Below are 20,461 nucleotides of genomic sequence, written 5' to 3'. Positions count from 1 at the left end.
GTTCTGACAATGGGGGTTACACCAAAGTCGTGCAAGCAATGGACAAGCGCGCCGAAAACGCCATATTTAGCAGCATGAAAACCGATTGTGATATCCTTATTTCCGGCGGCGGGCTGAACGGCCCGACCTTGGCATTGGCGCTGGCACAGGCGGGGCTACGGGTGACCGTGGTCGATGCAACGCCGCCCCGCGCAAGGGCTCATCAGGGCTTTGACGGGCGGGCCTACGCTTTGGCGGTCGCCTCGCAGCGGCTGCTGAAGGGGCTGGGCCTATGGGGCCAGCTTGCCCCCGAGGCGCAACCGATGATGGATGTCAAAGCCTCCGATGGTCACGCAGGCGACGGCGCGGCCCCCTTCTTTTTGCATTTCGACTCGCGCGAGATGGACCAGTCGCCTGTGGGCTGGATGCTGGAAGACCGCTATCTGTCCCGCGCCTTGCAGGACGCGATGGAGGCACAGCCCCTTGTCACCGTAATCGCGGGCACCTCTGTCATCGCGCAAGAGGTATCCCAAGGCCATGTCACAGCGACGCTTTCGGACGGTCAATGCCTGACGGCCCGCCTGCTGGTCGGGGCCGACGGACGCAAATCCGGCGTGGCCGAACGTGCGGGGATCACGCGCGAGGGCTGGGATTACGGCCAGACCGCTCTGGTCGCCGCAATCGCCCATGAAAAACCGCATCACGGCATCGCGCAGCAGTTCTTCATGCCGACCGGCCCGTTGGCGATCCTGCCGCTGACCGGCAACCGGTCCTCTATCGTCTGGAGCGAGACGCGCGAGAACGCGCAGACGCTGGACGGCCTGTCGGATGGCGATTTTCTGGGCCTGCTGCGCCCGCGCTTCGGGGATTTCCTTGGCCAGATCTCTCTGGCTGGCCCGCGTTTCAGCTACCCGCTGAACCTGACGCTTGCCAAATCCTATGTGGCCGCGCGGATCGCATTGGTCGGCGATGCGGCGCATGGCGTGCATCCGATTGCGGGACAGGGGCTCAATCTCGGGCTGCGTGATGTCGCGGCGCTGGCGCAGGTTCTGGTGGATGCCTACCGGCGTGGCGATGATATCGGTGCGCTGAATGTGCTGGAAGACTATCAAAGCTGGCGGCGCTTTGATTCCACCTCGCTGGCGCTGGGGATGGATACGGTCAACAAGCTGTTTTCCAACCATAACCCCCTGCTGAAACTCGGGCGCCAGATGGGAATGGGGCTGGTTCAGGCACTCCCCGGATTGCGGCGCGGCTTCATGACACAGGCCGCAGGGCTGGGTGGCCCCCTGCCCCGCCTTCTGAAGGGCGAGGCGCTTTAGCCCGCCTCAATCGACATCCAGATCCCGCGCCTCGGACGGGATCAGGATCGGAATGCCGCCGCGGATCGGGAAGGCCAGACGTGCGGGCTTCGAGATCAGTTCCTGTGCGGCGGCATCATAATGCAGCACGGCATGGGTCAACGGGCACACAAGCACCTCCAGCATCCGCCTGTCGAAGGCAGGGCGCTCGGTACTGACACGGTCGGGATTATCCTCCGGTTGCGCTGTGCTCATTGCAGGCTCTCTTCCCCTTCGCCACCACTGCGCAGGGAGAAGTCCATCAGCGTCAGCAGGGTTTCGCGCCGCACCGTCAGGTTGGGAGCCTCCAACAGGGCCTGCTTGTCCTCCGGAGAAAGCGGCATCAGCATCGAAAGCGAATTGATCAGCAATTCGTCCTCGGCATCACGCAGACTGTCCCAGTCGGTATCCATGCCATTGGCCTCGAAAAACCGGCTGAGAAGCGCAAAGAAACTCTCGCGTTGCAGGCCCCGGTCATGGTCAGGCCCATGCAGATCGCCGGAGAACTCGTCCCACTCGACCTCGCCCATAATGTAGGGCGTGAACCCGTCGCGTGCGCCCATCAGACGGAAGCGCGAGATGCCGGTCAGGGTGATCAGATAGCGCCCGTCCTCGGTTTCGGAAAACCCCGTCAGACGCCCCGCGCAGCCGATCGGCGCAAGCTCGGCCTCGTCCTCGCCGTGGTTGCGCGGCAAGATCATCCCGATCAACCGCCCCGGCGTTTTCAGGCAATCCTCGATCATCTGCAAATAGCGCGGCTCGAAGATATGCAGGGGCAGCGTCCCCCGGGGCAGCAAAAGCGCCCCGGGCAACGGGAAGAGCGGAATGGCATCGGGCAGGTCGATTGCGTTCATCATGGACCACCAGCTAGGCCGAAACCCCGATCAGACAAATATCATCGAGGCGAGTTTGCGACGCCCCTTTGCAACCAGAGGATCGGTGGGTTTGAGCGCCTCGAAAATGGTCTGCAACTGGGCTTTGGCCGCGCCATCATTCCATTCGCGGTCACGGCGGAACAGCTCCAGAAGCTGGTTGATCGCGCCTTCCGCATCACCAGCGGCAAACAGCGCCTGCGCCAGATCGAAGCGCGCCTGAGCATCGGTCGGATCGGCATCCACCTTGGCCTGCAGTTCCGCCTGCGGACCGGCATTGGCCGATTGTTTAGCCAGTTCCAGCTGTGCCAGCGCCGCCTCGACCGATGCCGCCGTGGCAAGGGCGGGCGCAAGATTTTCAACCAGCGCCTGCGCCTGCTCAAGCTGCCCTGCCGCGATATGGGCACGGATCAACCCCGAGAAGGCCTCGGCATTTTCAGGCTCTTCGTCCAAAATGGCCGCAAAGGTCTCGGCGGCGTCCTCGGCCGCGCCCTCCGCCAGCATCTCTTCGGCGGCGGCAATCGCATCGGCCAGACCGTTATCGGCCCCCGGCCCCATCTCGGCGATCTTGGTCACGAATTTCTCGATCTCGGAGCCCGGAAGCGCGCCCTGGAACCCGTCCACCGGCTGGCCCTGATAGAAGGCATAGACGGTCGGGATGGACTGCACCCGCATCTGCCCTGCGAGCATCTGGTTTTCATCGACATTGATCTTGGCCATCACGACCGCACCCTTGGCCTTGGTCACCGCCGCTTCCAGCGCCGGACCCAGCGTCTTGCACGGGCCACACCACGGCGCCCAGAAATCGACGATCACTGGCACGGTTTGCGATCTCTCGATCACGTCGGCCATGAAATTGGCTTCGGTTACGTCCTTGATCAGGTCATCGGTTGCGGCTGTCATACCGCCGATCATCTCATTGCCGAGCATGGGATCTTCCTTCCGGAGTTCTGTCGGTGTCTATATGCGCTCGCGGACCCGCCCCGCCAAGGGCTGCCCTGCGGGACGCGCGAAATTAAAGATCGAAAGTCGCGAAGACCGGCGCATGGTCGGAGGGCTGTTCCCAACCGCGCACATCGCGCAGGATACGCGAGCCCGAGGCCGCGCCCGCAATATCCGCTGTCGCCCAGATATGGTCCAGACGACGGCCCTTATCGGCGGCGGACCAATCCTTGGCGCGATAGCTCCACCAGCTATAAAGCAGCCCTTCGGGGATGTCCTGACGGGTCACATCGACCCAGTTGCCCGCTTTCATCACCGCGTCCAGATGCTCTACCTCGATGGGCGTATGGCTGACGATTTTCAGAAGCTGCTTATGCGACCAGACATCATCCTCGCGCGGGGCGATATTCAGATCGCCCACCAGAATGGCGCGCTCGGGCGCTTTGGCGGCGAATTCATCGCGCATATGGGTGAGGTAATCCAGCTTCTGGCCGAATTTCTCGTTCACCTCGCGGTCGGGCACATCGCCCCCTGCGGGCACATAGAAGTTATGCACCGTCACGCCATTAGCAAGACGGCCCGCCACATGGCGCGCATGGCCCAGATTGGCATAATCGCCGGCGCCTGCCTCTTCCATCGGGATCTTGGAAAAAATCGCCACCCCGTTATAGCCCTTCTGGCCGCGGGCAACCATGTGCTCGTAGCCCAAAACGCGGAAGCTCTCGAAGGGGATGCTCTCCACAGGGCTCTTACACTCCTGCAGGCACAGCACATCGGGCGCCTCTTCGCGCATCAGACGCGCCACAAGCCCCTCGCGCAGGCGGACCGAGTTGATGTTCCAGGTGGCAAGGGTAAAGCTCATGGGTGTCTCCGTTTATCGCGCGCGGATAGTGGCGATAACGGCCGTGGGGCGCAAGGCGAAAGGCAAGGCTCCACCCCGGCCATCCCAGGCAAATACCCCCTCCTGCGGCCCGGATCGGCCTCACGCGCCGCGCCCGAGCGGGGGATCGGCAGCGCCACGGAAAAAATGGGGGGAAACCGTACGGGCGACCGGACTCGAACCGGTATGGGCCTAGGCCCCAGGGAGTTTAAGTCCCATGCGTCTACCATTCCGCCACGCCCGCAACGTCGTCTTGGCTAAGCGAAAGGCTACGAAGGCGCAAGAGGCCAGCGCCTCTAACCCTTCAATATTTCGTCCAAACGCGCCTTTTCCTCGACACTCAGCGCCTCGGGGCGGGGGTCGTGACGGCGGGCCCTGCGGCGCACCCAGACCACCACACTGCCCAAGGCAATCAGCAAGGTGGCAGGCCCCGCCCAGTAGAGCAGCAGATTGGCGCCCTTCGCCTCGGGAGAAAACAGCACATATTCCCCGTAGCGCGCCGTTACATAGTCCAGCACCTGCTGGTCCGTATCGCCCGCCACCAGCCTTTCGCGCACCAGACGCCGCAGATCACGGGCCACGGCGGCGTTGGAATCGTCGATATCCTCGCCTTGGCAGACGGGACAGCGCAGCTCTGTGCTCAGGGCGCGGGCCCGGGCCTCCAGCGCCGGATCGGGCAGGATCTCGTCGGGCTGCACGGCCAGAACCGCCGCCGCCTGCAACATGACGAAAGACAGGGCGCAAAGAAGGATACGAATCATCGGCACGGCCTCACTCTGCCGGAGTGGCGGAAGAGACTGCCGACGCCTTGCGCGCGCCCGCAGCCACACGATACCGGCGGTCCGACAGGCTGAGCAACCCGCCAAGGGCCATGATAATCGCCCCGCCCCAGATCCAGATCGCGAAGGGTTTGATATAGGTGCGCACGGCCCAGCCGCCATTCTCCTGCGGATCGCCGATCACCAGATAGATGTCGCGCAGGAAGCCACTATGGATTGCGGCCTCTGTGGTGGGCATGCCCTCGGTCGGATAGACCCGCTTTTCGGGATGCAGCACCGTGATCACCTTCCCGCCACGCCGCACAGTCATCGTGGCGGTGGTGGCAACATAGTTCGGCCCCTGATCGCGATGCACCTCGTCAAGGCTGATCCGGTATCCGGCCACCTCGAAGGGCTGCCTCTCCTGTGCCACGCGGATATCCTCGACCTGACCGGCGGTCAGCAGCCCGACCCCCATGATGGTGATCGCCAGACCGGAATGCGCCACCGCCTTGCCCCAATCGGCGCGCGGCAGGCGCAACAGCCGTGCGGGCCTGCGTCCGGCGCGCTGCCAGAGTTCGACAAGCGCCCCCAGAATGATCCATGCCCCGAGGAAACTGGCCACCAGCGCCATCAGCGACCGGCCCGTTTCCATTGTCCATCCCAGTCCGGCAATCGCCAGCGCCAGCACGAAGGCCGGCAGCAGCGGACGCAGCACACGGCCCATCTTCGCACGTTTCCACGGCATCATCGCCCCGACCGGCAGCACCAGCGCCAGTGCCACGAAGAACGGCGTGAAGCTTTTATCGAAGAACGGCGCCCCGACCGAAAGCTTGCGCGCCCAGAACATCTCGGCCAGCAGGGGCCAGATCGTGCCCACAAACACCACAAGCGCCGCCACGGCCAGCAGGATATTGTTCAGCACAAGCGCGTTTTCCCGCGACAGCATGGAAAACACGCCCCGCGCCTGCATGGCCCCCGCGCGGAAGGCATAGAGCGTCAGCGCCCCGCCCACGAAGACCGCCAGAATGCTCAGGATATAGATCCCGCGCTGCGGGTCATTGGCAAAGCTATGCACCGAGGTAATCACACCGGAGCGCACGATAAACGTGCCGATCAGCGAAAATCCGAAGGCCAGAATGGCCAGAAGGATCGTCCAGCTTTTCAGCGCCTCGCGTTTTTCCACAACGATCGCACTATGCAAAAGCGCCGCCGCCAGAAGCCACGGCATGAAGGAGGCGTTTTCCACAGGGTCCCAGAACCAGAAACCGCCCCAGCCCAGCTCGTAATAGGCCCACCATGATCCAAGGGCGATACCGATGGTCAGAAAGATCCATGCCGCAAGCGTCCAGGGCCGCACCCAGCGCGCCCATGCCGCATCGACGCGCCCCTCGATGAGGGCGGCCACGGCAAAGGAAAAGGCCATCGAAAGCCCGACATAGCCCAGATAGAGGAAGGGCGGGTGGAAGGCCAGACCGGGGTCTTGCAGCAGCGGGTTCATCCCGCGCCCGTTCATCGGCGGATTGGCCATGCGCAGAAACGGGTTCGAGGTGAACAGGATGAAAATCAGGAATGCCAGCCCGATCATGCCCTGCACCGACAGGACACGGGCCCGCAGACGGGGCGGGAGATTGCCACCAAACCATGCCGCCGCCGCGCCGAAGATCGACAGGATCAGCACCCAAAGCAGCATGGAGCCCTCGTGGTTGCCCCAAACTCCCGAGACCTTATAGAGCATCGGCTTGTCGGTGTGACTGTTCTCGTAGACCAGCGCGACCGAAAAATCCGATGTCACGAAAGCATAGGTCAGCGCCAGAAAGGATGTCACGACAAGCAGAAACTGCACCGTCGCCGCCGGTCCGGCGACCGCCATCCAGCCGCGCCAGTTCTTATGCGCCCCGATCAGCGGCACAAGGGACTGAATAACGGCCACAAAAAGTGCCAGTATAAGAGTAAAGTGACCTAGCTCGGCAATCATCGCGGGGGCCTCCTGTTGCGCAGGCACCTTACCGCCCGCAGGCGCGTAGGAAAAGCACCCAGCCTATCACACCATGGAATATGTTGCAGGCTTGGCCCTAGCCGATCACCGCAGGCCGCCTCGTGCCCAGCAACAGGCTGGTTTCGCTGCGGCGCACCCCTTCGAAGGCGCGGATGATCAGCAGAAGATCATCGAATTCCTGCAGATTGCGGGCGCCGATCTCCAGCAGGAGATCCCATTGCCCATTGGTCGTATGCACCGCCTGCACCAGAGGCAGGCCCAGCAGGTTCTGCACGATCTGGTCGGTCTGGCGACCGTCGATCTCCAGCAACATCACCCCGCGCACGGCAGCCTGCGGCGCATCCGAGCGGGTCTGGACGGAAAAGCCGGTAATCTCGCCCCGCGAGATCATCTTTTCGATCCGCGAGCGCACGGTGGCCCGCGACAGGTTGAGCTGGGTCGCCAGATCGGAGACAGCCGCCCGCCCATCGCGACGCAGCGCGGCAATCAGACGGCGGTCCGTATCATCGAGCTGATCAGAAGAAACGCTCTCACCTGTCATGAAATCACCTCGGGAAAACCGCTCTCAGACATCCCTATCCGGCTCGGACAGGGCAACCACAGGAACAAAAACAGCACATGCTGCGGCCCCTTTTGATTAATTTACCACAGCTCTGCAAGCGGTTTCTGGCACGGCATGAAGGCCGGCCCGCCCCCGAACCACCCCGCCCAAGAGGCCGATCGCCCGCGCGCGCCGGAGGGTCCTCACGTCAATGGCCTTTACTTCACTGCACAATGACCGCATGCATGGACGATACCGACACGGGCCGGAATGCGCCGATTTTGGCCTGCGGGCCGTGCCAGCACGCGTTCCGGTCCTTATCCGAAGGATAGCCCCATGCGTTTCATGCTCCCGATTGCCCTGATTGCTTGTCTTGCCGCCTGCAAACCCGACGCCCCACCAGCGGATATGCTGGCCGCTCTGCCTGTCGGGCAGGAATGGCAGGTCACGCAGATCGCAGGCCGTCCGGTGCCCGAGGGGGTCAAGGTCAACCTGCTCCATCCGGAAGCGGAGCAGATTGCCGGAAATTCGGGCTGCAACCGCTATAGCGCGCCTGTGGAACGGCGCGACGGCAAGCTGCATATCGGTGCGATTGTCGGCACCCGCATGATGTGCTCGGAACCGCAAATGCAGACCGAACAGGCCTTCCATGCAGCCATTGCCCGCGTCGACAATGTTGCGGCCACGCAAGACGGCATCGAACTGCGCGCCGATGGCCAACCCGTTATCATCGCGGTCAGACCTGCGGACTGATCGCCGCCGCATCCGTCACCGTCTCCATCGCCACATAGGTGGTGGTGGAGGAAACATGTGGCAAAGCCGAGATTTTCTCGCCCATCACACGGCGATAATCGGTGATATCGCGGGTCCGGACCTTCAGCAGGTAATCGAAGCCGCCAGCGATCATATGGCATTCTTCCACCTCGGGAAGGGCGCGCACCGCGCGGTTGAACGCCGCCAGCGACACCTCACGCGTGTCCAAGAGCCGCACCTCGACAAATGCCACATGGCTCAGCCCCATACGGATCGGGCTGAGCACGGCGCGATAGCCCTTGATCACCCCCAGATCCTCAAGCCGCTTCATCCGCGCCTGCACAGGCGTCTTGGTCAGCCCGACGCGGCGCGCAAGCTCGGTAACAGACAGCCGCCCCTCTTCCGAAAGCGCTGCGAGAATCTTCTGGTCGTAATTATCGAGGTCTGGCAGATCATTTGGCATGTTTAGACCCGTATCTTTGGTTTCTTCGACCAAGAATTGTCATCGAATGGGCGAAATAAAAAGTAGTTTCGATGTAGATTAGACAAAATACCTTCCTTGAGGCCCGCCATGACCAAAATTTCATCTCCCATCGTTGATCCGGCGCTGGACTTCCAGCAGATCGACGCGCTGACGTTGCAACCCGAAGAACCGCTGCTGGACCGCCTGATCGCGCAGGCCGCGCTGGATGAGGGCACGCGGGGCAAGATTGCCGCACGCGGGGCCGCACTGGTGCGCCGTATCCGCGCCGATAGCCGTCCGGGCCTGATGGAGGTCTTTCTGGCGGAATACGGTCTGTCGACCGAGGAAGGCATTGCGCTGATGTGTCTGGCCGAGGCGCTGTTGCGCGTGCCGGATGCCGACACGATGGATGCGCTGATCGAAGACAAGATCGCACCGTCGGATTGGGGCAAGCATCTGGGCCATTCGGCCTCGCCGCTGGTCAATGCTTCCACGTGGGGCCTGATGCTGACGGGCAAGGTGCTCGATGACCGTCCGCCGGGAATGGCAGGCCATCTGCGCGGCGCGATCCGCCGTCTGGGCGAGCCGGTGATCCGCAAGGCCGTAAGCCGCGCGATGAAGGAAATGGGCCGCCAGTTCGTTCTGGGTGAAACCATCCAGTCGGCGATGGTGCGCGCCAAGAAGCAGGAAGCCAAGGGCTATTCCTACAGCTATGACATGCTGGGCGAAGCCGCCCGCACCATGAAAGACGCCAAGCGCTACGAGGAAGACTACTCGAAAGCGATCGACGCGATTGCCACCAACTGCCGCAAGGGTCACCTTTACGACAACCCCGGCATTTCGGTGAAATTCTCGGCGCTGCATCCGCGCTACGAGCTTGCCAAGGAAGAGCGCGTGATGGCCGAGCTGGTGCCGGTCGTGCTGCGTCTGGCGCAAAAAGCCGCCAAAGCCGATATGAGCTTCACCGTCGATGCCGAAGAAGTCGACCGCATGACGCTGTCCTTCAAGGTGATCGAGGCCGTTCTGGCCGATCCGTCGCTGGCAGGCTGGGACGGTTTTGCCGTGGTGGTGCAGGCCTATGGCCGCCGCTGCACCCCTGCAATCGACTGGCTCTACGATCTGGCGCAGCGCTATGACCGCAAGATCATGGTCCGTCTGGTGAAAGGCGCCTATTGGGACGCCGAGGTGAAGCGCGCGCAGGTCATGGGCCTCAAGGACTTCCCCGTATTCACCCGCAAAGCCTCGACCGATGTCAGCTACATCTCCAATGCCCGCAAGCTTCTCAGCCTGCGCGACCGGATCTATCCGCAATTTGCAGGCCATAACGCGCATACCGTGTCGGCCGTGCTGGAAATGACCGAAGGCGAAGACCGTCGCAATTTCGAATTCCAGCGTCTGCATGGCATGGGCGAGCGTCTGCATGACCTCGTTCTGGGCGATCACAAGACCCGCTGCCGGATCTATGCGCCCTGTGGTGCCCACCGCGACCTGCTGGCCTATCTGGTGCGTCGCCTGCTGGAGAACGGCGCGAATTCGAGCTTCGTGAACCAGATCGTGGACGAGGATGTGACCCCCGAGGAAGTGGCCTCCTGCCCCTTCGCTCAGGTGGAAAGCACCCGCCATGTGGAAAACCCGATCCTGCGCAAACCCGATGCGCTGTTCGGCGACCGCAAGAACTCGACCGGCTTCGATCTGACCGAACGCGACGCTCTGGCGACCATTGATGCCGCCCGTGCACCGTTCAAGGCCGCCCGTTTCGAGGCCCGCCCGCTGATCGCAGGCACCGCACAGCCGCTGCCCGTTGTCGAGGCGCTCAACCCCTCGAATGGCGATGTGATCGGTCAGGTCTTCAACGCCTCCAGCGCCGATGTCGAGACCGCTCTGGCCAATGCCCAACCGTGGGCCGCGTCGGAAACCGAACGCGCTGAGGTTCTTAACCGCGCCGCAGAGCTTTACGAAGCCCATTACGGCGAAATCTTCGCGGCCCTCGCCCGCGAGGCTGGCAAGATCCAGATCGATGCCGTGGCCGAGCTGCGCGAAGCTGTTGACTTCCTGCATTACTACGCCCACAACATCCCGCAAAATGCGCAGGCGCGTGGCCTCTTCACCTGCATCAGCCCGTGGAACTTCCCGCTGGCGATCTTCACCGGTCAGGTGGCCGCAGCCCTTGCGACCGGCAATGCCGTGCTGGCCAAGCCCGCCGAGCAGACGCCGATCATCGCCACCCTCGCCGTGCAGCTTCTGCATGAGGCAGGCGTGCCGCGCGAAGCCCTGCAACTGCTGCCGGGGGATGGGGCGACCGTGGGCGCGCGCCTGACCTCGGATGCGCGGATCAATGGTGTGGCCTTCACCGGTTCGACCGAGACCGCGAAGATCATCCGTCGCGCTATGGCCGACAACATGGACCCCGGCGCGCCGCTGATCGCGGAAACCGGTGGTCTGAACGCCATGATCGTCGATTCCACCGCCCTGCCGGAACAGGCCGTGCGCGATATCCTCGTCTCGGCCTTCCAATCGGCGGGTCAGCGCTGCTCGGCCCTGCGTTGCCTGTATGTGCAGGACGATATCGCCCCCACCATTCAGGAAATGCTGTTTGGCGCGATGGACGAGCTGCTGGTGGACAACCCGTGGGATCTGACCACCGATATCGGTCCGGTCATTGATGACGAGGCTGCAGGCATCATCCGCGACCACGTGGCAACCGCCCGTGCGCAAGGCCGCGTGCTGAAAGAAATCAGCGCCCCGCAGCAGGGCCATTTCTGTGCCCCCGTCGCGATCCGTGTGAACGGCATCGAGGATATGAAACGCGAGATTTTCGGCCCCGTGCTGCATATCGCGACCTTCAAATCCGAAGACCTGCACAAGGTCATCGACGCGGTCAACGCGACCGGCTACGGGCTGACCTTCGGTCTGCACACCCGTATCGACAACCGCGTGCAGGAAGTCACGGAAAGCATCCATTGCGGCAATATCTACGTTAACCGCAACCAGGTGGGCGCGGTCGTGGGTAGCCAGCCTTTCGGTGGCGAAGGGCTTTCGGGCACCGGCCCCAAAGCGGGTGGCCCCGAATATCTGTGGCGCTTCACCACTTCGGCACCCTCGGACAAGCCGCAAGAGGCGCGCTCGCTTCCGGGCCCGACCGGTGAATCGAACCGCCTGACGCTGCATGTGCGCGAACCGCTCCTGTGCATGGGCCCCAGCGCCGAAGAGGCCCGCAACCAGAAAGCGGCTGTCGAAGCACTGGGCGGCGTGGCCGAAGTGGCCACCAATATGACGCCGGATGGTCTGACCGCGAAACACGGCATTTCGGGGGCGCTCTACTGGGGCAAACCGGAAGAGGCGCGCAAATACGCGCAGGCCTTGGCCCGCCGTGAGGGACCCATCCTTGCGCTGATCACCGGCCATCCCGATGTGGGCCATGTCTGGCATGAACGCCATATCTGCATCGACACCACAGCGGCAGGCGGCAACGCCCAGCTTCTGGCCTCGGCGGGCGCGAAATAACCCGTCCGGACCCTGTTCCCCTGAATGGCCTCCCCTTGCGGGAGGCCATTTTTATTGTGGGCGCGGCATCTTCGCCTATGCTGGTTGGTGAACCGGAGGAAACGCCCATGATCATCGACCAGAATGCCCCGCAAACCGTGAGCTGCCATTGCGGTGCCGTAAAGCTGCAAATCCGTCTGGCAGACGGGCTGCGCACCGCGCGGCGCTGCGATTGCTCGTTCTGTCGCAGGCGCGGGGCGGCGGCTGTTACGGTGAAGCTGGAGGATCTAGAGATCACGCAGGGCGAAGAGAACCTGACCGTCTATCAGTTCAATACCAAGACGGCGGTGCATTACTTCTGCAAGACCTGCGGGATTTACACCCATCACCGCCGCCGCTCGGACCCGACCCAATATGGTGTGAACCTTGGTGCCATCGAGGGCGTGAACCCCCGCGACTGGGAGCCTGTCAAATGGGTCGACGGGGTCTCGCACCCCTCTGACAGATGAGCCGCTCCGAACGGCTGCTACAGCTTCTGGACATCCTGCGCCGCCATCGCCATCCGGTGACGGGGGCCGCTTTGGCGCAGGAACTCGGGGTAAGCCTGCGCACGCTCTACCGCGATATTGCCACCTTGCAGGGGCAAGGCGCCCCGATCGAGGGCGAGGCCGGTCTGGGCTATGTGCTGCGCGAAGGCTTTCTGCTGCCGCCGCTGACCTTTCCGGTCGAAGAGCTTGAGGCGCTTGTTGTTGGCACCCGCTGGCTGGCCAGCAAGGGCGATAGCGATCTGGCGCAGGCCGCGGAAAGCGCGCTGGCGCGATTGCGCGCGGTGGTGCCCGCTGCCCTGCGCGACGAGATGGACCTGACCACGCTGGTGGTGGGCGGCCCGCGCCCTGCCCCCGATCAGGTGGCCTCGCGCGCGCTGCGGGCGGCCATCCGCCAGCAACAGAAGCTGCGCATCACCTATCGCACGGGCGAGGGCACCCTGTCGGAGCGCGTCATCTGGCCCGTGGCGCTGGCATTCTTTGACCAGGCGCGGGTGCTTCTGGGCTGGTGCGAGCTGCGCGGCGATTTCCGCAGCTTTCGCACCGACCGAATATCGGAAGCCCTGCCCACGGGCGAGACCTACCGCCCCCCGCGCAAGAAGCTGTTTGATGACTGGCGGCGCGCGCAGGGGCTGCTTGGCTGCTGACAGAAACTGACACAGGGGCACGCTAGAGAGGGGGCATCATGAAAAGGAGCACCCCATGACACAGACCACCCTCTTTCTGTATGTCGCGGATATCGCACGGTCCTGTACCTTCTACGAAGCGGCTTTCGGGCAGGCACCGCTTGAAAGGATGGACCAGTTCGCGCTGTTCAAACTGCCCGACGGGCAAGCCCTTGGGCTTTGGCAGAAGGATCATGTGACACCGGCTGCCACGGGAGCTGCCGGGGGCTGCGAGATCGGCTTCAAGCTGGCCCAAGGCGAGGTCGACACGCAATTTGACCAGTGGAAAGCGCTAGGTCCGGTCCTGATGGAGCCGACCGACCTGCCCTTTGGCCGCAGCTTCATGATTGCCGACCCCGACGGACACCGGCTGCGGCCCTATGCTATGGGCTGATCACTTCAGCAGACTGTCTTTCGACGCGCGGCGGTTCATTCCGCCGCGATTTGCATGACGGCTGTCATGGCCGCCCTGACACTCGACGCAAAGCTTTACTCCGGGAATGGCCTTACGCCGCGCCTCGGGGATCGGCTCGTCACAGTCCACGCAAAATTCGGCGCTTTCGCCCGTGGGGCCACGGCGCTGGCGCATACGGGCCAGTTCATCCTGAACCGAGGCTTCGATCTGTTCGTTCACGGCCCCGTCGCGGGCCCAACCTCCTGCCATAGCGCACCTCCTGTTTCCAAGATGGGCAGCATAGGCGCACGGCACAAGCCCGTTGGTCGCCAAACGGCATTCTGACATAGAAAGACGCCCCCGCGGGTGGCAGGGGCGTTTGGTCAATGTTGCAAAAAGGATCAGCTGCGCAGGCTGCCCTTGGTCGCCTTGGTGACCTTGTCGATGATCTTGGCAGAGACCGCCTCGATATCCTTATCGGTCAGCGTCTTGTCCCGCGGTTGCAGGCGGACGCTGAGCGCGATGGACTTCTTGCCCGCACCCATCTGCTCTTCCGCTTTCGGGCCGGTGAACTGGTCGAAGACATTCACGGCCTCGATCAGCGCCTTATCCGCGCCCAAGGCGGCATTTACGGCGGTCAGCACCTCGGTCTTGGCATCGACGACAAAGGCGAAGTCACGCTCGACCGCTTGCAGGTCGGACATTTCCAGCGCCGGACGCGACGGGCCCTTGGCTTTCGGGAAGGGCACATTTTCGAGCCAGATGGTGAAGGCCACCGCCGGACCTTTCACACCCATCTCGCGCAGGACCTTGGGGTGGATCTCGCCAAAGGCACACAGCTTGTTCGGACCCAGCGCCATCACGCCCGAGCGACCGGGGTGCCACCAGCCATCCAGCTTGCGGTTGATCTGCATCCGCGCAGGCGCACCGATCGCCGACAGAATGACCTCGGCATCGGCCTTGGCGTCATACAGATCCACCGGACGGCGCGAGCCATAGGGGTCACGCGGGGCGATCTGGCCGACCAGAAGGCCGGTTGCCTGCAGATGCTGCTCGCCCGGCTCGCCGCCCGTGAAGGCGGGGCCAACCTCGAAAAGCGCCAGATCGCCCGCGCCGCGTGCCTGATTGCGGCTGGCGGCTTGCAGAAGGCCCGGCAGAAGATCGGGGCGCAGATGGGTCATTTCCGAGGAAATCGGGTTCTGCAGCTTGGTCGCATCCGCGCCGCCGCCGAACAGCGTGGCCGAGGCGGCATCGATGAAGCTATAGGTCACGCATTCATTATAGCCCGCGCCCGCAATGGTACGACGCGCCATTTTCTCGCGGCGCTGCACCGGCGTGAGGATCGCCCCCGGAACGCCCGCGGTCTCGCGCGCCATCGGCTTGCCTTCCAGCTGCGCGAGCGAAGCGATACGCGCCACTTCCTCGACCAGATCGGCCTCGCCCAGAATATCGGGACGCCAGCTGGGCGGGGTCGCCATATCGCCGTCCAGCGTGAAGCCAAGCGCCTCAAGCGTTGCGCGTTGGGTCGCCTCCGCGATCTCCATGCCCACAAGGCTGATCACGCGGGCGGGGTCGAGCTTATAGGCGCGGTCCACCTGCGGCATGGCACCATCGGACACCACATGCGACGCCTCGCCGCCGCAGAGATCCAGCACCATCTGCGTCGCCAGTTCCAGCCCGTCCAGCGTGAAGGCCGGATCAACGCCACGTTCAAACCGGTAGCGCGCATCGGAATTGATCTTCAGCGCACGGCCCGTGGCCGCCACGGTGATCGGGTCCCAATAGGCGGATTCAAGGAAGACATCGACGGTGTCAGCCTCGGCACCCGAAGCAGAGCCGCCCATGATACCGGCAAGGCTTTCGACGCCATTGTCATCCACGATCACCATCTGGCCTTCGCGCAGCGTATAGGTTTTCTCGTCAAGCGCAGCGAAGCTTTCGCCCCCTTTGGCGGGTTCGATACGCAGACCACCGGCCACCTTGGCCGCATCGAACACATGCAGCGGGCGGTTCAGGTCGAAGGTGAAGTAATTGGTGATATCCACCAGCGCCGAGATCGGACGCAGGCCAATCGCCTCAAGACGCTTTTTCAGCCACTCGGGACTTTCGCCGTTTTTCACACCACGGATCACGCGGCCCGCGAAATAGGGGCAGCCCTTGGCTTTCAGGCCCGCGTCGATGGACACAGACACGGGGCTGTCGAAGCTGCCCGCAACCGGCGTGACCGCCAGCGGCTTCAGCTTGCCCAGACCCCGCGCGGCCAGATCGCGCGCGATACCGCGCACGCCCAGAGCATCGGGGCGGTTCGGGGTGATCGCGATATCGATGACCGGATCAACAGCGGCAGGGTTATTCTCGGCCAGCCAGTCGACAAACTTCTGGCCAACCTCGCCCGAGGGCAGTTCGATGATGCCGTTATGCTCATCCGACAGCTCCAGCTCGCGCTCGGAGGCCATCATGCCGAAGCTTTCCACGCCGCGGATCTTGCCGACCGACAGGGTCACATCAAGGCCGGGCACATAATCGCCGGGCTTGGCCAGAACAACGGTGATGCCTTCGCGGGCATTGGGCGCGCCACAGACGATCTGCGTCTCGCCCTCATCGGTTGCCACACGGCAGACGCGCAGACGGTCGGCGTCGGGGTGGCTCTCGGCATGGACCACTTTGGCGATGGTAAAGCTGGCCAGCTTGGAGGCGGGGTCGATGACCTCTTCGACCTCAAGTCCCAGATCGGTCAGCGCATAGAGGATCTCGTCAAGGCTTGCCTCGGTGTCCAGATGCTCTTTCAGCCAGCTCAGCGTGAATTTCATGGGTCAACCCTTCGTCTATTCCCCCTACGGGATGCGGGCCTGTCCTAGCGGATAAGGGACCGGATGGGAAGGTCACTCCTGCCGCTTCGCGACATCCTTTGCATCCCCCATCTGCAAAAGCCGGATTTCCCGCACCAGACGGATCGTCGGCTTGGCTGCAAAGAGGATCGAGCCGATCAGAAACAGCCATGTGCCGGGGGTCATCCATGCGTCAAAGAAGAACATGATCGACCCCACCACAAAGCAAACGGCCGCCCCGAAATCGACCAATGTATAGGCGAGTTCATAGGCGGCATACAGCTTGCGCTTTTCGTCGGAATCACCGCGTTGGTCGCGGTGAAACAAGGGTTTTCCTGAAATCCGCATAAGCCTCTTTCAGTGTGCGTGCTCTTCTGCCCCGCTGGTGGCGGCCCGGACGACCGACCGGAAGATCACGCTGACCAGAACGACCACCAGCTCGACAAAAATGAGGCTGAGCATGTCGAAATTCCAGCCGAAAGACCCCATCATGACGCCAAAGACCACATGCATCGCGGCCACGACAAACATCACGACATCGTATTTCATGCCCAGATCGTAATTGCGCTCGTTCATCGTCTGGCGCGTGTCCGCCCATGCAATAACCAGCGTGATGCAGATCCCCGTGGCAAAGGCCATATAGCTTGCCAGAGGCATAACGCGGTCCACCCCGATGGCCAGCAGGAAGACAAACAGGATTGCACCGCCAAGGCTTGCCACACCAATGCGGGTGATCCCCGCCTCGTAATCCTCGTCCCGCGCGCGCGTCGTCCCCTTGCCCCAGACATATAGCTGACCCACAAGGCTGACCGCGCAGCCCAGCACCATCAGAAAAATCAACCCACCCCAGCTCATGAGATCCCTCCGGTTCCTACGATTTATCTCTGCCAGCATTCTTACCCGCCCCGTGCCAAACGGCCACCCACTTGGCGGGAAGTTGATGAGCAAGATCTTAATGTCGCAGCGAAAGATCAGCGGCCCGCCGCCAGATGCCCATTTTTTCAGCACACCATTCCAGCCTTCCTCTGCCGCCAAATGCAAAACGCCGCCCCTCGGGGGCGGCGTCTTTGAGGTCTGCATCTTGGCAGGCAGGCTTAGCGGCTCAGGCCGCCCAGCACGGTCGGCACATCCTGCGGCGCGAAACCGTAATGCTTGAGCCAGCGCAGATCGCTGTCGAAGAAGGCGCGCAGATCGGGGATGCCATATTTGAGCATCGCCAGACGGTCGATCCCGATACCGAAGGCAAAGCCTTGATATTGCGTCGAATCCACACCAGCCGCCTCAAGCACCTTCGGGTGGACCATGCCCGACCCCAAAATCTCCATCCAGCTATTGCCTTCGCCGATCTTGAGTTGTTTGCCCTCCCAAGAGCAACGGATATCCACTTCTGCCGAAGGCTCGGTGAAGGGGAAATGCGAAGCGCGGAAGCGCAGCTCGACATTATCGACCTCGAAGAAGGCCTTGCAGAACTCTTCCAGCACCCATTTCAGGTTCGCCATCGAGATGTCCTTCCCGATCGCAAGCCCCTCGATCTGGTGGAACATCGGCGCGTGGGTCTGGTCCATATCCATGCGATACACACGGCCCGGCGCGATGACACGGATCGGCGCGCCCTGCTCCTGCATCGCGCGGATCTGCACGGGGCTGGTATGGGTGCGCAGCACATGCGGCGGACGGTCATCGCCCTCGGCACGATGCATGAAGAAGGTGTCATGCTCCTGGCGAGCGGGGTGCTCGGGCGCGATATTCAGCGCGTCGAAATTATGCCAGTCGTCTTCCACCTGCGGCCCTTCCGCCACCGAGAAGCCCATATCGGCGAAGATCGCGGTCACCTCGTCCATCACCTGAGACACAGGGTGGATGGTGCCCTGACGACGCGGACGCCCCGGAAGGGTCACATCCAGCCATTCATCCTGCAGACGTGCCTCGAGAGCGGCATCGGCCAGCGCCTGTTTCTTCTCGCGCAGGGCGATGTCGATCTCGGTCTTCAGCTCGTTGAGCGCCTTACCGAAGGTCTGCTTTTCTTCCGGGCTCATCTTGCCCAGCTCGCGCATCATCAGGCTGATTTCGCCTTTTTTGCCAAGCCCTGCCAGACGCAGCTCTTCCAGAGCCGCCTCATCCGCGGCATCCGCCACGCCGGAAAGATATTTCGTGCGAAGCTGGTCGAGATCGCTCATCTGACTCTTACCCTCTGTAATGTTGGGGCCGTTGCTAGCCTCTGCGACGACTGTTTTCAAGCCGCGACCGAAGACAGTATCGAGTTTGTCTGCCGAAAGTCGGTCCAAGATCTGCTGCGATAGCTCACGGCGCGAGATATTGCGGTTACGACCCACACGCAGATCCGTGACATGCCAACAGATCCCGCCCGACATATGGCCCTCACCCCTCATAAGATGCTTGTCAAAAGGAGGTTCTGAAGCATCCGGAGCCGCCTCGAGTGTCTCGCGCATAGCGTTCGACAAAGGCGGAGACTCAATGTGTTTCGCCTCATCCCACTTTGCCAGATGAATGCGAACGAGTGCCAGTTCGTTGCGCAGATGCCCGATGGTGCACAAGACGCATTCCTCGAAGCCACATCCTTTGGAGTTGGATGCTCGAAGACACGCACCAATAGGCTTGTGATGCGCGCCCGCGCTCAGATCCTTATGAAGTCTCCGGAACACCTCATACGCGCCCAGAACCCAGAGCCGCGAGAGGTGAAGCTGCATCTGCAAGCCAGCATTATCCCCCTCCGCGCCGCTCCCCGCCCGATCCCTGCGCGACATTTCGTCTTCCATTGACCGCAGCAGGATATCCAGATTGGCATTCTGATCGAACATCGGATCGATATCGCCGCCTCTCAATTCCGCGATATCGCGGGCCAGCCGCCGCCAGCCGCCACGATAGACACCACCCGCATCCTGCTTCCGCGCGAGCTCCAAGGACCAAGACACCAGTCCGAACGGCGTAATCTCCTCACTATTCATAGAGAAAACCCCAGATCAAAAAGCAAAAACCCGCACCTTGCGGCGCGGGTTTTCAAAAACTCATCGGTGCGGCAGCGATCAGGCTGCTGCTTTTGCCTGTGCAACGATTGCAGCGAAGGCTTCCGGCTCGTGAACTGCCAGATCGGCGAGAACCTTACGGTCCACTTCGATACCGGCAACGGCGAGCAGGTTGATGAATTTCGAGTAGGTCATTTCGGCGTCGACTGCGCGGACACCTGCGTTGATACGCTGGATCCAGAGCGAGCGGAAATTACGCTTGCGCGCCTTACGGTCGCGGGTTGCGTACTGGTTTGCCTTGTCGACGGCCTGAGTGGCGGTGCGGAAGTTACGCGAGCGCGAGCTGTAGTAACCTTTTGCGGCCTTCAGGACCTTCTTGTGACGGGCGTGGGTGACCTTACCGGATTTAACGCGTGCCATAGTTCAAGTCTCCCAGTATCAGCGGTTGTACGGCATGTATTTTTTGACGATTTTCTCGTCGGAGTCGCACAGGACCATGGTGCCAGCGGTGTTACGAATGAACTTCGTGGTCCGCTTGATCATGCCGTGGCGCTTACCTGCGTGACCAACTTTGACATGGCCGTTCGCGGTGAACTTGAACCGCTTTTTGGCAGCGGATTTCGTCTTCATCTTGGGCATTTCCGTCTCCTTAACGTAAGAGGGGTTTACGCGCGACTCGGCATGCCTCTTGGGCCGGCCGCGCGGCCGTCTAGAACGCGCCTTCTAGAAAGCTTTGCCCCGTTTTGCAAGCCTTATTCTGGCCTGACAGCCGCCCCATCGGGCCGGTATGGCCAGATCTCGCGATATCAGGGCAGAAACCGTGCCATCACCCGCGCCACGGCCTGCGGAATGTCACCATAGCTATAGCCGGTCGGGCTGAGAGTCACCGCAAGGATGACAAGACAGGCCCCCAGCACGATCGTGACGGCGGCCATGCGGGGCGGGCGCATTTCGGAATAGGCGGAAACACCGGCGGGAATCGCGAAAACGATCAGCAAAAGACCGAAAGTCAGACAATAATCCGCCATCATACCC

General features: G+C 62.5%; 22 protein-coding genes and 1 tRNA gene. 6 read left to right on the top strand and 17 right to left on the bottom strand.

Features of this window, described 5'->3' with window-relative positions; translation table 11 throughout:
* Positions 1-74 precede the first annotated feature (74 nt).
* Positions 75-1,301, top strand: coding sequence for an FAD-dependent monooxygenase (locus WDB86_RS11000; RefSeq protein ID WP_406735926.1), 1,227 nt, complete (start codon positions 75-77; stop codon positions 1,299-1,301).
* Between the two features lie 6 nt (positions 1,302-1,307).
* Here WDB86_RS11000 and WDB86_RS10995 read toward each other — a convergent pair whose 3' ends face one another.
* The 8 genes from WDB86_RS10995 to WDB86_RS10960 form a co-directional block, all read right to left on the bottom strand.
* Positions 1,308-1,535: a Trm112 family protein gene (locus WDB86_RS10995; RefSeq protein ID WP_339108440.1), complete on the bottom strand. Its 228-nt coding sequence runs from the start codon at positions 1,533-1,535 to the stop codon at positions 1,308-1,310.
* Positions 1,532-2,176 (bottom strand): LON peptidase substrate-binding domain-containing protein, encoded by a 645-nt coding sequence (locus tag WDB86_RS10990; RefSeq protein WP_339108441.1) that lies wholly within the window; start codon positions 2,174-2,176, stop codon positions 1,532-1,534. The genes WDB86_RS10995 and WDB86_RS10990 overlap by 4 nt, the downstream gene beginning before the upstream one ends.
* 27 nt (positions 2,177-2,203) lie before the next feature.
* Positions 2,204-3,121 carry a tetratricopeptide repeat protein gene (locus WDB86_RS10985; protein ID WP_406721421.1) on the bottom strand — a complete coding sequence of 306 codons (918 nt, stop codon included), beginning with the start codon at positions 3,119-3,121 and terminating at the stop codon, positions 2,204-2,206.
* A gap of 85 nt (positions 3,122-3,206) precedes the next feature.
* Positions 3,207-3,995, bottom strand: coding sequence for an exodeoxyribonuclease III (locus WDB86_RS10980; RefSeq protein ID WP_406735925.1), 789 nt, complete (start codon positions 3,993-3,995; stop codon positions 3,207-3,209).
* Positions 3,996-4,174: 179 nt separating this feature from the next.
* Positions 4,175-4,257, bottom strand: a tRNA-Leu gene (locus WDB86_RS10975).
* A 52-nt stretch (positions 4,258-4,309) separates the two neighbouring features.
* Positions 4,310-4,774 carry a cytochrome c-type biogenesis protein gene (locus tag WDB86_RS10970; RefSeq protein ID WP_406735924.1) on the bottom strand — a complete coding sequence of 155 codons (465 nt, stop codon included), beginning with the start codon at positions 4,772-4,774 and terminating at the stop codon, positions 4,310-4,312.
* 10 nt (positions 4,775-4,784) lie between these two features.
* Entirely contained in the window at positions 4,785-6,749 is a 1,965-nt protein-coding gene (locus tag WDB86_RS10965; RefSeq protein WP_406735923.1) for a heme lyase CcmF/NrfE family subunit, read from the bottom strand.
* 97 nt (positions 6,750-6,846) lie between these two features.
* Positions 6,847-7,311 (bottom strand): Lrp/AsnC family transcriptional regulator, encoded by a 465-nt coding sequence (locus WDB86_RS10960; protein WP_339108446.1) that lies wholly within the window; start codon positions 7,309-7,311, stop codon positions 6,847-6,849.
* Between the two features lie 336 nt (positions 7,312-7,647).
* Between WDB86_RS10960 and WDB86_RS10955 the strand changes: the two genes are divergently transcribed.
* On the top strand, positions 7,648-8,064 hold the full coding sequence (locus WDB86_RS10955; RefSeq protein WP_406735922.1) for an META domain-containing protein: 417 nt from the start codon (positions 7,648-7,650) through the stop codon (positions 8,062-8,064).
* Here the strand turns inward: WDB86_RS10955 and WDB86_RS10950 are convergent.
* On the bottom strand, positions 8,048-8,527 hold the full coding sequence (locus tag WDB86_RS10950) for an Lrp/AsnC family transcriptional regulator (RefSeq protein WP_339108448.1): 480 nt from the start codon (positions 8,525-8,527) through the stop codon (positions 8,048-8,050). The genes WDB86_RS10955 and WDB86_RS10950 overlap by 17 nt on opposite strands.
* 108 nt (positions 8,528-8,635) lie before the next feature.
* Between WDB86_RS10950 and putA the strand changes: the two genes are divergently transcribed.
* The 4 genes from putA to WDB86_RS10930 all read left to right on the top strand — a co-directional run bounded on the left by putA (position 8,636) and on the right by WDB86_RS10930 (position 13,614).
* A complete protein-coding gene (gene putA / locus WDB86_RS10945; protein WP_339108449.1) occupies positions 8,636-12,031 on the top strand; it encodes a bifunctional proline dehydrogenase/L-glutamate gamma-semialdehyde dehydrogenase PutA in 3,396 nt (1,131 codons plus the stop codon).
* A gap of 107 nt (positions 12,032-12,138) precedes the next feature.
* The gene (locus WDB86_RS10940) at positions 12,139-12,519 is read left to right on the top strand and encodes a GFA family protein (protein WP_339108450.1); all 381 of its coding nucleotides are present in this window, start codon (positions 12,139-12,141) and stop codon (positions 12,517-12,519) included.
* Positions 12,516-13,202 (top strand): YafY family protein, encoded by a 687-nt coding sequence (locus WDB86_RS10935; RefSeq protein ID WP_339108451.1) that lies wholly within the window; start codon positions 12,516-12,518, stop codon positions 13,200-13,202. Before WDB86_RS10940 ends, WDB86_RS10935 begins: the two co-directional genes overlap by 4 nt.
* Before the next feature lie 55 nt (positions 13,203-13,257).
* Entirely contained in the window at positions 13,258-13,614 is a 357-nt protein-coding gene (locus WDB86_RS10930; RefSeq protein WP_406735921.1) for a VOC family protein, read from the top strand.
* Here WDB86_RS10930 and WDB86_RS10925 read toward each other — a convergent pair whose 3' ends face one another.
* From WDB86_RS10925 to WDB86_RS10890, 8 genes are all read right to left on the bottom strand, one after another.
* Complete coding sequence (locus WDB86_RS10925; protein ID WP_406721426.1) at positions 13,615-13,884, bottom strand: DksA/TraR family C4-type zinc finger protein; 270 nt, start codon at positions 13,882-13,884, stop codon at positions 13,615-13,617. It abuts the gene before it with no gap.
* A 131-nt stretch (positions 13,885-14,015) separates the two neighbouring features.
* A complete protein-coding gene (gene pheT, locus WDB86_RS10920; RefSeq protein ID WP_406735920.1) occupies positions 14,016-16,424 on the bottom strand; it encodes a phenylalanine--tRNA ligase subunit beta in 2,409 nt (802 codons plus the stop codon).
* 72 nt (positions 16,425-16,496) lie between these two features.
* Positions 16,497-16,790, bottom strand: coding sequence for a YrhK family protein (locus tag WDB86_RS10915; RefSeq protein WP_406735919.1), 294 nt, complete (start codon positions 16,788-16,790; stop codon positions 16,497-16,499).
* Between the two features lie 9 nt (positions 16,791-16,799).
* Positions 16,800-17,297 carry a hypothetical protein gene (locus tag WDB86_RS10910; RefSeq protein WP_339108456.1) on the bottom strand — a complete coding sequence of 166 codons (498 nt, stop codon included), beginning with the start codon at positions 17,295-17,297 and terminating at the stop codon, positions 16,800-16,802.
* A gap of 239 nt (positions 17,298-17,536) precedes the next feature.
* Positions 17,537-18,619 (bottom strand): phenylalanine--tRNA ligase subunit alpha, encoded by a 1,083-nt coding sequence (gene pheS / locus WDB86_RS10905; RefSeq protein WP_339108457.1) that lies wholly within the window; start codon positions 18,617-18,619, stop codon positions 17,537-17,539.
* Between the two features lie 867 nt (positions 18,620-19,486).
* Positions 19,487-19,846 (bottom strand): 50S ribosomal protein L20, encoded by a 360-nt coding sequence (gene rplT, locus WDB86_RS10900; RefSeq protein WP_339108459.1) that lies wholly within the window; start codon positions 19,844-19,846, stop codon positions 19,487-19,489.
* Positions 19,847-19,864: 18 nt separating this feature from the next.
* Complete coding sequence (rpmI, locus tag WDB86_RS10895; protein WP_339108460.1) at positions 19,865-20,065, bottom strand: 50S ribosomal protein L35; 201 nt, start codon at positions 20,063-20,065, stop codon at positions 19,865-19,867.
* Positions 20,066-20,232: 167 nt separating this feature from the next.
* The gene (locus WDB86_RS10890; protein WP_406735918.1) at positions 20,233-20,457 is read right to left on the bottom strand and encodes a hypothetical protein; all 225 of its coding nucleotides are present in this window, start codon (positions 20,455-20,457) and stop codon (positions 20,233-20,235) included.
* Between the last annotated feature and the right edge of the window lie 4 nt (positions 20,458-20,461).

It is taken from the genome of Thioclava sp. GXIMD4215, assembly GCF_045291555.1.
Classification (GTDB): domain Bacteria; phylum Pseudomonadota; class Alphaproteobacteria; order Rhodobacterales; family Rhodobacteraceae; genus Thioclava; species Thioclava litoralis.
Note: the sequence above shows the minus strand (reverse complement) of the source record. Positions and strands in the feature narration are given on the sequence as shown.

Bases quoted from the DNA above. Each gene is read 5' to 3' on its own strand.
- WDB86_RS10950 (WP_339108448.1), bottom strand. From the start codon at position 8,527: ATGCCAAATGATCTGCCAGACCTCGATAATTACGACCAGAAGATTCTC.
- WDB86_RS10970 (WP_406735924.1), bottom strand. From the start codon at position 4,774: ATGATTCGTATCCTTCTTTGCGCCCTGTCTTTCGTCATGTTGCAGGCG.
- WDB86_RS10995 (WP_339108440.1), bottom strand. From the start codon at position 1,535: ATGAGCACAGCGCAACCGGAGGATAATCCCGACCGTGTCAGTACCGAG.
- WDB86_RS10925 (WP_406721426.1), bottom strand. From the start codon at position 13,884: ATGGCAGGAGGTTGGGCCCGCGACGGGGCCGTGAACGAACAGATCGAA.
- putA (WP_339108449.1), top strand. From the start codon at position 8,636: ATGACCAAAATTTCATCTCCCATCGTTGATCCGGCGCTGGACTTCCAG.
- WDB86_RS10930 (WP_406735921.1), top strand. From the start codon at position 13,258: ATGACACAGACCACCCTCTTTCTGTATGTCGCGGATATCGCACGGTCC.
- WDB86_RS10990 (WP_339108441.1), bottom strand. From the start codon at position 2,176: ATGATGAACGCAATCGACCTGCCCGATGCCATTCCGCTCTTCCCGTTG.
- WDB86_RS10985 (WP_406721421.1), bottom strand. From the start codon at position 3,121: ATGCTCGGCAATGAGATGATCGGCGGTATGACAGCCGCAACCGATGAC.
- WDB86_RS10935 (WP_339108451.1), top strand. From the start codon at position 12,516: ATGAGCCGCTCCGAACGGCTGCTACAGCTTCTGGACATCCTGCGCCGC.
- WDB86_RS10940 (WP_339108450.1), top strand. From the start codon at position 12,139: ATGATCATCGACCAGAATGCCCCGCAAACCGTGAGCTGCCATTGCGGT.
- rpmI (WP_339108460.1), bottom strand. From the start codon at position 20,065: ATGCCCAAGATGAAGACGAAATCCGCTGCCAAAAAGCGGTTCAAGTTC.
- WDB86_RS11000 (WP_406735926.1), top strand. From the start codon at position 75: ATGAAAACCGATTGTGATATCCTTATTTCCGGCGGCGGGCTGAACGGC.
- WDB86_RS10890 (WP_406735918.1), bottom strand. From the start codon at position 20,457: ATGATGGCGGATTATTGTCTGACTTTCGGTCTTTTGCTGATCGTTTTC.
- WDB86_RS10910 (WP_339108456.1), bottom strand. From the start codon at position 17,297: ATGAGCTGGGGTGGGTTGATTTTTCTGATGGTGCTGGGCTGCGCGGTC.
- WDB86_RS10965 (WP_406735923.1), bottom strand. From the start codon at position 6,749: ATGATTGCCGAGCTAGGTCACTTTACTCTTATACTGGCACTTTTTGTG.
- WDB86_RS10955 (WP_406735922.1), top strand. From the start codon at position 7,648: ATGCGTTTCATGCTCCCGATTGCCCTGATTGCTTGTCTTGCCGCCTGC.
- pheT (WP_406735920.1), bottom strand. From the start codon at position 16,424: ATGAAATTCACGCTGAGCTGGCTGAAAGAGCATCTGGACACCGAGGCA.
- WDB86_RS10980 (WP_406735925.1), bottom strand. From the start codon at position 3,995: ATGAGCTTTACCCTTGCCACCTGGAACATCAACTCGGTCCGCCTGCGC.
- rplT (WP_339108459.1), bottom strand. From the start codon at position 19,846: ATGGCACGCGTTAAATCCGGTAAGGTCACCCACGCCCGTCACAAGAAG.
- WDB86_RS10960 (WP_339108446.1), bottom strand. From the start codon at position 7,311: ATGACAGGTGAGAGCGTTTCTTCTGATCAGCTCGATGATACGGACCGC.
- pheS (WP_339108457.1), bottom strand. From the start codon at position 18,619: ATGAGCGATCTCGACCAGCTTCGCACGAAATATCTTTCCGGCGTGGCG.
- WDB86_RS10915 (WP_406735919.1), bottom strand. From the start codon at position 16,790: ATGCGGATTTCAGGAAAACCCTTGTTTCACCGCGACCAACGCGGTGAT.